Source organism: Desulfovibrio simplex (assembly GCF_055387835.1).
Genome location: NZ_AP042377.1, coordinates 1,397,960 through 1,411,049, shown reverse-complemented (window position 1 = coordinate 1,411,049; position 13,090 = coordinate 1,397,960). Strand labels below are relative to the sequence as shown.

The following is a 13,090-nucleotide window of genomic DNA, read 5'->3' as shown; positions in this document are numbered from 1 at the left end:
CCATGGGGGCCGGAGTGGAACACGTTGCGCCACGTTTGTGGGTGAAAAGGTTGTCAATTCTTGAGTCTCGTGACCTGAAGCGCGAAATCCGCACTATCTTCTTTGAAACCGGTCTCAATTGTGTTGTGGGGCGAAGCAGTCGCTGCCCCGATGATGATGCGGCAGCTCCAGCCATTGCAGGGCATTCTGTCGGCAAAACATCCATGTGCCGTCTTTTACGTTACTGTCTTGGCGAGAAACGGTTTGCCACAGAAGATGGCGAAGAGGCTATTCACAATACATGGCCCCATGCCTGGGTGGCTGCAGAAGTTTTTATAGACAACATGCCCTGGACAGTCCTTCGCCCTCTTGGCAGCAAAGCAAACAGTCTTGCAACCCAAGGTAAGATGGTGGATGTCTTTGCATCGGCAACCCCTGAAGGTTTTGGTGCGTACTGCGCAACGCTTGAAGCCTTTATCCCCCCATATCTGCACCGTTCTGACATCCATTTCCAATGGCTTCACCTCCTGTCGTGGCTTTCGCGGGATCAGGAAAGTCGGTTGCATTGTCTTTATGAGTGGCGTGCCGAGGAGTCGGAATCTGAAACGCCTTCTTTCCCCAAGCCTGTAGTGCATCCCAATTACCTCATGAGCGGCGTGCTGGGGTTCATCAGCCCGGAGCTTGCCCGCCTCGCCGATGAACGCCAGCAGTTGGAAAGCGCGTTGGAAAGTCTGAAAAACAAAGAAAAGTCGACGAAGGAAACTCCGACATACAAGCATCGCTTTGCTAAGGAGCGGCTTGCTGACCTCATTGGCCATTTTGAAGAGGTTTCTACACAAGGTAATGTGTTCGATGCAAAAAATGTGGCCGGTCAAAAGCTGGATGCCACTGAAGCCCTTCTCAAGGCGAAACGTAAGAGCCTGGATGCCTTTGAAAATGAGCGCTCACAGTGGCAGGGCAAAATTCAAGGACTTCAAAAGTCTTGGGGAGAGCTTGACGACCTGCTGGAAGTCCTTGCGCCTGGCCCTAATGAAAATACGACTGTTGGATTGGAGGAAAAGAGGCAGCGCAAGAAGAATATTGAAGACCACATAGCGCAGCAAAGTGAGTGCGCACATATTCCCGTCAGGCTTGGTGAGTGTACCCACATCAAAAAATGGTTGGATAATTGTCGACTATTGAAATTCGACGAACAAAGCCGCGAGGCTCAGCTCAAAGCCATGAGTGCCGAAAAACGAGCAGAGTTCGAGGCCTTCACTGCCAAGCGTGAGCAGCAGAAAAAACAGTATGCACAGGCCAGCGAAAAAATTCGCTGGCTAGATGAAAAGAAAGCAGGACTGCAAGCCGCCATAGATGTTCATATTCAGGAAAAAACACGCATTGAGAATGCCTTAAGAGAATATCTGGATGCACATGCTGAGTTGAACGGAAAAAAGACCGAGAGTGAACTGGCTTTTGTACATGCCGAAATACAGCAAATGTTGGCGCGGTTGCAAGATGTAAAAAATCAGCAGGGCAACACTAAAGCGTTGCAGCATGAGCATGTTACGGCGCTCAAAAGCCTTTTTGACCGTACCGTCAAACAGATACTCGGCAAACATTTTGCTGGAAAACTGAGAGAGAAAGATGGTAAATGGCTGATAGATATCTTTGAATCTGGGCGCAACTCCGGCCAAACTTACCGAACCATCGGGCACATTCTCTTTGACGTGGCGGCCGCGCTCTTTACTCGACCGGGTGAAGGGCATCACCCCGGACTGCTGATTTTCGATAGCCCACGCGAAACAGATATGGCCGATGATACCTACGCACGGTTCTTGCTTGCATTCAATGCCTTGGCAACGTTGAGTGGGGGATCATCCGTGCCCATCCAGTGCATCCTCACCACGACAACCCCACCACCAGAAGAACTGACTAACACCATCCGTGATGAGTTGGCAGCCTACCCGTCTGAAAAGCTGCTTTTCAAAAAGGAATTGGGTGGCCGAGCCTCGTTGTTGGAAGATCTCTCGTAGGATATTTTTTTCGAGGTGTCTGCAGAATGGCCAATGAAGACTTAATGGAAGAGCAAATGCTGTGTCATCTCTGCATTGGCGATGATTATCTCAAGAGAGAGATCAAGCTGAATGGAGCTCTCGGCGTATGCTCCTGTTGTGGTGAAGAACTAGAGGGATATACCTTTGAGGAGTTGGCAGATATTGTTGAAAGGGTATTTGAGACACACTTCTGCAGGACGGCAGATCAGCCGCACTCATGGCAACTCACCCTGCTGGCTGACAAAGAATCCGATTACGAATGGGAGCGCGAAGGAACTCCGGTTATTGCTCTTATTGCTGATCTTGTGGGCATTTCTGAAGAGTCTGCGCAGATTATTCAATCAATCCTTGAAGAGAGACATTCTGATTTTGAAAGTGCTGCAATGGGCGAAGAAACAGAATTTTCTGATGAGAGTTACTATGAGGAACGGCGTGTTGATGATCGGGCATGGCAGAGTGAATGGCTTGCCCTTGAACATTCTTTAAAAAATGAGAACCGTTTTTTTAATTCTAGTGCTGAACACGTATTAGGCAATATTTTTAAAGGCATTTTTAAAATTCAAGCATCGTCAGGAAAATCGGTGATAGTTGATGCTGGGCCTGACACAGAGTTTAATACAGTATGCCGAGCCAGAGTGTGTCAGTCTGACGAAGAAATAAAACGTGCAATAAGTTATCCTGATCGAGAGATTGGCCCTCCACCGTCACGTCTTGCTACTGCCGGTAGGATGAATGCCCAAGGCATATCTGTTTTTTATGGTGCACAAAACGTCGACACTGCAATTGCCGAGGTGCGCCCCCCTGTTGGAAGCCAAGTAGTTGTGGCTTTTTTCGAAATAATTCGTCCTCTCAAGCTCCTTAACCTAGATGCGCTCAGCAGCATCGTTGAAAAAGGAAGTGTTTTTGATCCTCAGTTTGCAGGACGCTTAGAGAAGGCGGCTTTCTTAAGTACCCTCTGCAAGCGCCTTGCCCGGCCAGTAATGCCCAACGAACAATCTTTTGAATATTTGCCTACGCAATGTGTCGCAGATTTTCTTGCGGGTGCCCATAAACCAGCTCTTGATGGAATCATGTTTCCCTCTGCACAAAAGCCAAATAGCGGCATGAATATTGTCCTTTTTCATAAATCAGCTCGAGTAGAGGAAAGAATAGTCCCAGATGGGGCAACGATTGAAGCTAGCACATACACGCTGTATGACGAGGAATATGAAAGAGAGTATAGTGTTGTTGAACGATTGCCCAATTTACAAAAGAGCAAAGGAGAAAGGGAAGTTTCGCAAGTATTGCCGTGGATTAGCGATTATTCAGAAGAACAGCGCGGTGGCGATACTCGTGAAGTTAGCCTGCGCATTTTGCTTGAATCAATCTGTGTGCAAGTCATAAAATCTGTATCTGTAACTGCAAAAGAATTCTCTGTTTCGCGGTTTGAATATGAAGGGCTCGAAAGTTACATGGATTTTTAGATTATTTATGATGGCCTGTAAGTGAACAGTGATGCACCATTGTGGAACAAATTGTCGTTGTATTCAAAGTCGTGATGCCAACTTCTGCGCTGCATGTGTCCTCCTGCTGATGTATCGTGTTGATGAGGGCATGTTGTGGGAATGGGCTGGGGAGTAATGGCGTCGCATCATGAGACTCTATGTGCTCAATTTTTGCCTGAGCCATGTCATAAAACTTGTGCGCTCATAGGCAACTTTTTTCCCAATTCTTACCCTTACTGATGGTCCCGTCCCCATGGCATCAGCATTGGACATGGTTTTGGGGGCCAGAAGGCCCCCCATGCATTTGGAAGCAACATCCCGCGTGAAGACTGGTGGGAGTTCTTTTTCCAGAGCATCGAAAAATCGATCTGTGCCATAGAGATTGGTGATGTGCGTGCGATGTGACCGCATGTGGCTACCTCATCGGGTTAAATTGTGTGGTGGTGGGCATACTATATAGAGAAGGGCAGTAGGATTTTGGTTTTCCTACTGCCCTCAGCATTAGAATTTCCGCACACTCGCACAGCTCGCACACCACGCACACTACATTTTCTCAGTTTCAAAAGTCATTATCCTCAAGGGGCTGATACTCAATTGAATACTTTCCTCTTGTCGGCTGAAGATTATCCATCGTGTCAGGTACAGACTCGCCATACAGCTTGCCCTTGATAATGGCGAACCCCCTGGGCCGATTGTCGTTGCTACCTTGCCAGAACTGTTCTCGTACTTCACCGTCCTTGGTCAGAATCAGCAGCCCTTTCTCCTTCAGATTGGCGACAAGAGCTTTGTACTGAAAATCCTTGCAGATTTCGGCCACTGCGTATGCACGGGGGATAAAAAAGCAGTCTTGGTTATCAGTCGTAAGCCTCTTGACTGGGAAGGTATCGCTTATTTTTCCGTAAAACTCAGCACGGGCCTGAGACAGTAGCCTGTCTGTTGCTTTTTCAATCTCAAAGTCTACCGCACCATTTCTGTCCCGGAGCCACCAGTCAAAGCAATGTTTCATCGCGACCATTGCTTCTCCAGCCGACCAGGGCAGTATACCGAGACGTATGGCGATTTCACCTACACCCGCCAGGAAGGCAAAATGATCGGCTACCCGCTTGGATTGTGATGACAAGGCGATGCGGTCAAGTCCGTCAAGGAACTTGTCCATGTGTCCATAGATCGCGTCACAAATCCCATCCTTGTCATCCTTGATGTGCTGAATCATAGCTCGTAATGGGGCACCACGATATTCCTTACTGTTTTGCACCAGCATGTCGGAAAACTCTCCAGCAGACATGTCGTCAGGCACAATCGTGAATATACCGTGATCTGTGCCGCCGTCTGCAAGGATGCTGATGACGCGTACTTCATGTCCGGCCATGGCTTTGTTTCGATAACCCTGGTCAGCACGGTCAGATATGGACACTTCGCCTGAAGACAGAAAAATCAAATTCCACATTGGTACACGGCGACTGACGCCGGTCTTTGAGGAGCGTGATTTGCCCTGGCCATTGGCAAGCATATAGGCTGCCTGGGCCACGACATCAGGGTCACACTGGTTGATTTCATCAAGCAACAGGCAGTTGTCGTTATGTTGCTCTGCGATGCCTTCGAGGCCGTTGTCCGTCGTCCGCCATGATTTCAGTTCTCCACCAGTGACAGTACCCGCAACATGAAGGCTCGTAGTCTTGCCACTGGAAGAATTGCCATAAAGGTGGATGCCAAAACCTGAATGTCTCACGAGCGTGAGCAAGGGGCCGGACAGGGCCGCAATAATCGTCACCTGCAAGAGGGGATTGTCCTCGCAATATCGCCCTATATGCTCTTTCCACTCTTCGAGCGTTCCCTTTGCCTCAAACAGCTTAAACGCCACTGGGAAGCGGGAGCATAGGTACTCGTTCTGATCGTCCTGACTTCCCAAATCAAACGGTACGAATTTGTTGGCCTTTGCAATCCAACCATTTTTCTCAACGATCAAAGCCCGTTGCTTGGGTGTTGCCTTGTTAAGATATTGTAGAAGACGCTGACGGGGCGATCTGCCAGGCTCCAGTAGCAAACCAGCTTCCGACAAAAGCGTAAGCGCTTCTTCGCCTGAACCGTTTAAAGATGTGAAAGGCACAAGGCATTGATGGCGGATGCCGTCAGGGTCGCACACTTCAATGACTTTTGACCAACCGCAGTTTTCGGCGTCACGGGCAGAGGCCTTTACTTCAATTGATGAAGAAACTTTTTCATAAACGGTTTTATCACTGGCATCTGAATAAAATACAAGCCCTTCGGGCAATACGGCAAAGGCTTCAATTCCGGGAGACTCAACGAGCTTCCGCCGATAAAGATCCATAGGGCATTTTACCCGGCAGCCACCTGAACAGGGGAAATCCTTTTGAACCTCTTTGCATGTGATCGGCGAGTAACTTCTGGCATTATTCAGTTTTTTCTGGGCCTCTGCTTCATGATACCGCCGAGGATCAAGTTGACTGTACAGGTGGAACATTCTCTGTCCCAATGCCCCACAATGAGCAAATATTCTGGAAAGCGCGAACCATTGCGGCTCTGAGACTTCACTCGCATGCTGGGCACAGAAGGTCACAAATTCGCATTCTGTTTCAAGGCTTGCAACCTGACTATCGGTATTACGCCTGTCAGCAGTAAGACAAACAACCCTTTTGGCTTGCAAATAGGCTTCTTCCAGCATGGGAGCGCACACGAGGCCAATTCGATTTCCTTCACAATTAACATGCCGATCTGATTTTACGATTTTTTCAAAAAACGTAGCATCGTTACGCATGATTTCATCGTGCGTGACCGGTACCTTGTAGTTGCCATCGGCCCGCTGGATATGCGGCAGGCGTATGAGCTGGCCTCTGCCACCTTTGAATCCGTTTGGGTCGATGCAAAGGTCTTCAGGGGTTAGTTTACGGCTTTCTTTGATTGCATTAAGGACTGTGCCATCCCAGAGATTCTTAGTTGTGAACATGTTGAGAATTTGGCTCAGCATATGCCGGTAAATAGCGGGCAACTCAATATCTCCCGATTCTGAACCGATAAGCTCACGGGGTATAACAACATGGAAGCCCTTGCCACCACTGGCGTAATAGTGCAGATGATTGGGGTTTATGCCATATTTATTGTTAAGCAGCCTGCTGAAAATACGAACAGCTTTAAGTGCCTTATCAATATCACCCACCTTGCCCAGAGAATTTTCATCATTATCAAACAGTTCTTTCTTGGCATCGAAGTCCAGCACCATGTCACCATAGCGCATGGGCTGAGTTTTGCCCTTTTCTACAGGCCCGCTGAATTCGTAAATGGAAATGGCGGTATAACCGTCGCGTACAGCTTCTTTAATGCCTTCTTTTGAAGCGGGGTACTCTCTCCATTGTCGAGACATTTCCGCAAAATCTGCGTGTTCCTGATCGGCATGGCCCGCGTAGACTATCCGTTCTTCCTTCTGCTCTGTCGGCGTAGAGGAACCATCCAGGCTTTTCATGACAACTCCTGATAAGTATGCGTGTGATAGTCGTTCAGGGCCGAAATGGTCTGCACCGGGCTATTACACATATACTAATCAGCAGAAATGTATTTTTTTATTTTGTTTTTGCAGATGTGTGTTTTTGTGCTGTGCGAGGTGTGCGAGCTGTGCGAGAACTCAAAACACCTGAAGAAGGCGAGGGGCACAATTACGCGCAGGGACGTGGTAACCATCAAGCCAGACCAGGAGGTTTTAGAGGCATGCCGTTCTTTGCCAGGCGTTATCAGCAACCATCAGGACTAGCGTTGCATCCTTGAAATACGCCGATACATGAAGCACCTCAATGTTCACGCCCCACAAGCTAACAGCCTTGTTGAAATATCGTGGTTAAACGTGAACGCACACTAGATGTTTCGCAAAAGCGACTACGCCATCGGCTGGTGCAACAATTTTTTTATTGCATCAATCAGAGCTTTAAACTCCTCCTCAATGCCTTTTCTTGTGTCCTCGTCTAAAGGTTTTCCCGCTTCTTTTGAAATCTTGCTCATCATTTTTGAGGCATAAGACTTCAGTCGCGTCACGCGTTTATTAGCTTTGGGGGAAGGAGATTCAACGGATACACTAGCATTTTCATCAATTTGATCTGTCGGTTTGTCATGACTTAAATCTTTTAGATTGCCATTCATATTTTTTTCATGCATCTGCTTAAATTTTTCAAATTCAGCGAGCTGTTTCGTTGGATCGCTAATCTTTGCGAGCTTCAGCAATCTATTTTTTGACCAAAAAGGACTCCGCATTGCTTCATTTTGAATTTCATCGGGAAGATGGCACAGTTTGAGTAACTCTGACATAGTGTTTTGTGCTTTACCCAATTTTTTTCCGAGTTCTTCCTGCGTAATGCTATAATCATTTATGATTTTATTTGCTGCACGAGCTTCTTCCATGGGGAGCAAAGAGCAGTGCTGCATGTTGTCTGTCAGTGCTGTAATCTGATGCTTTCCAGTGACAAGACACGCAGGGACTTCTTCAAGATTAACTTCTTTGGCAGCCCTGTATCGCCGCTCTCCAGAGACTATGATTTTTTTACCATCTTCTATCCTATAAAGCAGAGGAGTTAGAATCCCATTAGCCTCAATGGATTCTTTGAGTTCTTTCAGTTGATCAGGAGCAAAATACCGCCTCGGCTGTTCAGGGTCTGGATGCAATTGAGACAAGGCTATGCGTTCAATTTCTTTATTTGGCTGCCGGCTATTCATTTCTTTTCTCCTCTTTCTCGTGATTACCCCGGGATGGCTCTTGGATTCCGAAGGAGCAGAATTTTCGATTTTATCAGATACTTTCATTTTTCATTTCTCCACATTTGTCGACATCGGAGCTCCGATGTTGGTAGCACCACGAACAATTGGTATGTATTTTCGTATTGCCTACGCGAAAAATCAACCATTTCCAAGAAAAGTTCTGAAGCCTAATGCCAGTTGAGCAATAAGTAGGGCTTGGGTGAAGCACGGGTTAGAACAAGAAGGTTTAGGCTGGTGGAGAATGGATTTTTTACTAGAAAATAATGCGCTATGCATTTTTTTTAAATTTTCGAAAGTTCTGTTGATCAACTAGCTATTATAATGATTTTATTGTTATTATTTGATTTTTATCCCGCAATGCGGGATAAAAATGCGGCATAAAATGGGGGATGGCAATAAAAATATGCGGGATAAATAAATGATCATGTGGCATGCTTATCATGCATCTCTTACGACAATTACTTTTTTTTCAATCGGTATCTGGTTTGGTTGTTTTCGCCAAAACTCGCAATAAGGCCCATCCTTTCCAAAGCTTTCAAAGCATTTCGCGCGGCTCCCTCCTTAACTCCGAGTGCGTTTTGAATATCCTTATTCTTAATCTCCTTGTCCGAGTGTACTCGGAAATATTCGTATGCCTTCCGCTGAGATGCAGACAGGTTGTCGGCGGCGACACAGGGCTGGCCGCTTTTATCATTCTGTTGCGCACCTTTTTCAGCCAAAGGCTCAATAGGTATGCCCTGTACAACTTCCCATTTTCCATCAACAGGTAGTCTGTATATAGGCCTTTGGCCTTCAAGCTCGGGGGAAACTTTACATTTTTTGATGAACATGCGCACCACAGGGCCTTTTTGGGCAAGGGTGTCTCGCAATGGTACGGGACAATCTTTTTCTTTTTCAAGGTGCTCGCGGCCTTCCAAAGAGATAACGTTCTGGCTCAGACTTTCGAGATCCACGGGGCCTTTAAAATCTTTTCCCTCTTTATTGGTATGGTGTGCCGTAACAACACCAATATTCGACCGCTTCAACTTATCAATAAACGTCAAAAATGGTTTGGCATCTTTTGTAGCTTCTGGTGCAAGGCTTAAAATATTATCTATAAAAACGAAATCTATACCTTCTTGTCCTATTCCCTCTATAAAAATATTTTGCCATTCATCATCAAGGATATCTAAGGTGCTACCTTTATGTAAGACAGACATATTTGTTTTAAGTAATTGGCACACACCATCCTGCCCTTGCACGAGTTGATTCGCCCTGACTTTGAAGTCTTGACCCACTTCACCATCAAGGTAACAAATTTTGCACGCTGGTGAGGCGGCCCAGCAAAAGCACGGCGTCCCTGTGGCCAAAGCACATGCAAGCGCTATACTCACCCAGCTTTTTCCTGCGTTGGAAGGCCCCCAAATCAGTGTAGCATACTGGGGACAAAACATATCTCGCAAGGTCACCGACGAACTGTTTCTCCTATCAGGGGCATCCGGAAGATCCCCGAATGGGATAAGGCTAATGCCCTCTTGCCCCGTCTTTTTGCTTTGTCCTTTAGGTAGCTCAATGCCCACCTCTTGCTTCCATTTTCCTAACTCATCCGCAAGTATGGCTTCGTTCTTGATCTGATCCAGAAGCCGTGCAATGGAATTTGAGTCTACTTCACGTGCATGCTCACGAAAAACTTCTTGATTTTCTGTTTTGTATTCTGAGAAATCAATGGACGCACCCTGAAGAGCAAGTGGCCAAGGATAGATATTAATATTTGTTGCGTTACTCTTCTGGCATTGTTTAACGAGTGTATCAACAAATTTCCATGATGGCAGCCTGGGGTCAGCCACAATAGTAACAGGATGGCGTATTAAAGAAGAGTAGGGGAGAGACAAGAGGATGTCTTCGCCTCCCACAAATCCAGTAATAATTGGTTTTGCTAAGTCCAGCTCTGCCTGTCGTGCACATTGCCGAAGGTACAGGGCAGTTTTGATGTCTGCGCAGAGCAGAACGGGATGCTTTTCGTGCATAATAAGCAAATCATGCGACAAGAACCGCAGAGGAGCAGCTTGTGCTCCAATCATCATTTCATTTTTTTTAATATGATCACGTACTGCAAAAACAAAAATATCGCCATTTTTATTGTCTGAGTAGTGACACACAGCATATGAGAAATCATCTCTAAAGTTATTTTGCTTGTCCATCAATAGTTTTATAAAAGGAGAGCAACCTTCACCCATGCTTACAAGTTGTGGCGTTGCATCTGTTGGTTCATGAGTTGGCTTATATGTATGTTCATATGGACGGGTTGCGGTAATTTTTTCTGGAAAAGCGGAAAAGCAGTACTCAGGTTGAATTCGTAGTGCCTTGCCCAGAACCATCGCTGCAATAAGAGGATGTCGTTTCACCTTCATTGCAATCGTTGGCAAAAGCTCACAACGAGAAGATTCATCAGAGATGTGTTGCACTTCATCATAGGTAGCGCCAAATTCACGAAGAATGCTTTTCTGATACATGATCGGTATAGAATAAAATGTATGAATGACCAGCCCCATATAAAAATCAATATGAAGATCATTACTAAAATATCGAGAAATTTTAAAATTATCACACTTGCTAATCTCTTTGGCTATGTCTATTTTGTATTTATCAAAAGCATTGGCCCAAGAGATGTTTCCCTTGTTGTCATTATAACGATTCATGGCGCTCTCCAACGTGCAAATAATAATTTAGTTATAAGCTAAGAAATTTCAATATGCATAACACTAAATACATATATTGTATCTGAGCTTTTCGATTATCTCGGTATAAAGAGTGTCTGGCGGAAATTTTGCGCCGTACTGCTTGGCTGCCAGCATGGGCAGTTCATGCCCAAAAATTTGTCTGAAATAATCATTTTGCAGGCCGCGTTGTTTATAAAAATCGGCAAAGGTGTGTCTGAGTGAGTGAAAGGTTTTACCCGATGCGTCCCCAAGAGCAGCCGTCACCACGGATTTAAACTGCTTTCCTGGCTGCTTGCCAAATTTAATCGCGCCGTCTGATTTGTTCAAATCAGGGAATAGCCGGGTATGCTTTTCCTTCGCAATGTCTGCGTGATAGTCCAACAGGCCCAATTGCAGCAAAAAGGGATGCACAGGTACGATTCTTCGGGCATTTTTGTTCTTCAGCAGTTTGGGGCGGTCAAGTTCATCCAGGCCGGAGTCGTTGATGTCGATGACCCAGATATCCTTTGTTTCACTTTCATAAATGTCAGTGCAGTGAAGTTGGGCAATTTCTTCAAGGCGCATACCTGTAAAAAGAGCGATGAAGGGGATCCAGTAATAGGAGAGCGATTTAAATTCCTTCCGCAAAAATCTAGAATGCGAGAAAATTTTGGTGATTTCTTCAGCAGAAAAAGCTTGGCGCAGTTCAATCGCTTGCCTTGTATCCTTGATTTGCAGGCGCGTTGCCGGGTTAGATTCCAGAACTCCTTCCCGAACATACCACGCCAGCATGCCACTTACTGCTTCTACTAGAATGTTGACGGTCTTGACGTTCAGGGTTGTTTTGATGTTCAGCTCAAGCAGCTCTTGAATACTTTTCCCTTTGAATTCTTTTATTTTTTTACGGTTAGGAGGAAGTTTTCGCAATGTCTCACGGAAGTGCCGCATGTCCTCACGGGTGATGTCTTGAATGGACTTGTCGCCTATGATGGATAAAAATTCGCTCAGGCGGCCTCTGTGGTCCCTTACGCTGTGCTCGCGCCACTCTCCGTCTTGAAGCTTTTGGTTGATATACCGTTCCATAGCTTCGGAATAGAGCACTGCCTTCTGAGGCGGTCTGGATTGATGCTTTGATTTTATTTCGGCTGTGGCAGAGACTTCCGAGGACTGGTTACCGTTCTCATATGGGAGTTTGCCAAAATCCCGGCCCATGATTTCTTCTTCTATCAAAAAATCCCCACGCAATCGAGCTACTTCGATGCGGTGCATGGTGATTTGCATTTCGTTGTATGCCTTGACTATCTGTAAATAGTTTTCTTCCGAAAGTTCTTCCCGGGTAAAGGCTCCAGATCTGAATAACTCAATAAGGCAGTCTGGTGCGAGTTTTTCCAGTGCTTTTTTAGAGTTCCAGCGCAAAAGCATTTCAGCCTGCGATGCCCGCAGTTGATCGTAGGGAATAACAGTATCGCCCACTACGAGAGCTTTTTTTTCGGAAAGATCCTCATGGTCTCGTTCCAGAAGCCGCTGGAGCAAGATATTCATGCGGCGGCGGATTTCCTTGTAGTCCAGCATTGTCCCCTCAAGAAATATTTTCCCTACTTCCGCAAATAGCATGCGGGCACGAAAGCGCGCCGTTCTCAGATAGGATGTTCGCAAACTGATCCGTAACTCATTACGGCCCAAAGCACGCTTGAAATCCTTGGGCAGGGCATAACGAAAATAGTAAATGCCTCTTTTGAGCCCAAGATACGCTGGGACACGTTTTTTGTCATTTCCAAGATTGCCGGGAACAACTGGTAGGTTTGCTGCTAGGCGTGTAGGAGTGAGAGGGGACATGGGGTTTCTCCTGGCAACGGCAAAACAGGTTTACGCCAAATTTTGTCTTGCCTTTGACCCCGCGCTTTGCCCCCAAAGCCCACAAACGCGGGTTTTTGTCTGGTGCCTATGCTGTGCACTGGACAAAAAAATATGTCGTTACAAGCTGTTGCTTGTAACGACATTAGAAAAATGGTGCCGAGGGCGGGACTCGGCAGGCGAATGAAAAGGACTCGAACCAACTGGCTGTATTGCTTGATAAGTTAAAAGAGCAGGGTAGTTATGGTGACCCAGTGAGTGGCACACTCACACGCTGTGCCGTATACCCTTTTTTAGCCCA

6 protein-coding genes are annotated in these 13,090 nt (G+C 46.3%); 2 read left to right on the top strand and 4 right to left on the bottom strand.

The features are described 5' to 3' along the window. The first annotated feature begins 14 nt into the window (after positions 1–14). Both ACZ5DH_RS05810 and ACZ5DH_RS05805 read left to right on the top strand, forming a co-directional pair. On the top strand, positions 15–1,994 hold the full coding sequence (locus tag ACZ5DH_RS05810) for a hypothetical protein (RefSeq protein WP_464256143.1): 1,980 nt from the start codon (positions 15–17) through the stop codon (positions 1,992–1,994). Positions 1,995–2,020: 26 nt separating this feature from the next. Then, complete coding sequence (locus tag ACZ5DH_RS05805) at positions 2,021–3,478, top strand: RES family NAD+ phosphorylase (protein WP_464256142.1); 1,458 nt, start codon at positions 2,021–2,023, stop codon at positions 3,476–3,478. Positions 3,479–4,058: 580 nt separating this feature from the next. Here the strand turns inward: ACZ5DH_RS05805 and ACZ5DH_RS05800 are convergent. The 4 genes from ACZ5DH_RS05800 to ACZ5DH_RS05785 all read right to left on the bottom strand — a co-directional run bounded on the left by ACZ5DH_RS05800 (position 4,059) and on the right by ACZ5DH_RS05785 (position 12,771). Then, positions 4,059–6,977, bottom strand: coding sequence for a DUF927 domain-containing protein (locus ACZ5DH_RS05800; protein WP_464256141.1), 2,919 nt, complete (start codon positions 6,975–6,977; stop codon positions 4,059–4,061). Positions 6,978–7,384: 407 nt separating this feature from the next. After that, entirely contained in the window at positions 7,385–8,302 is a 918-nt protein-coding gene (locus ACZ5DH_RS05795; protein ID WP_464256140.1) for a ParB/RepB/Spo0J family partition protein, read from the bottom strand. 413 nt (positions 8,303–8,715) lie between these two features. Continuing rightward, positions 8,716–10,935: an AAA family ATPase gene (locus tag ACZ5DH_RS05790; RefSeq protein ID WP_464256139.1), complete on the bottom strand. Its 2,220-nt coding sequence runs from the start codon at positions 10,933–10,935 to the stop codon at positions 8,716–8,718. 63 nt (positions 10,936–10,998) lie between these two features. Next, positions 10,999–12,771, bottom strand: a complete 1,773-nt coding sequence (locus tag ACZ5DH_RS05785; protein ID WP_464256138.1) for a DUF6538 domain-containing protein — start codon at positions 12,769–12,771, stop codon at positions 10,999–11,001. Positions 12,772–13,090: the final 319 nt, after the last annotated feature.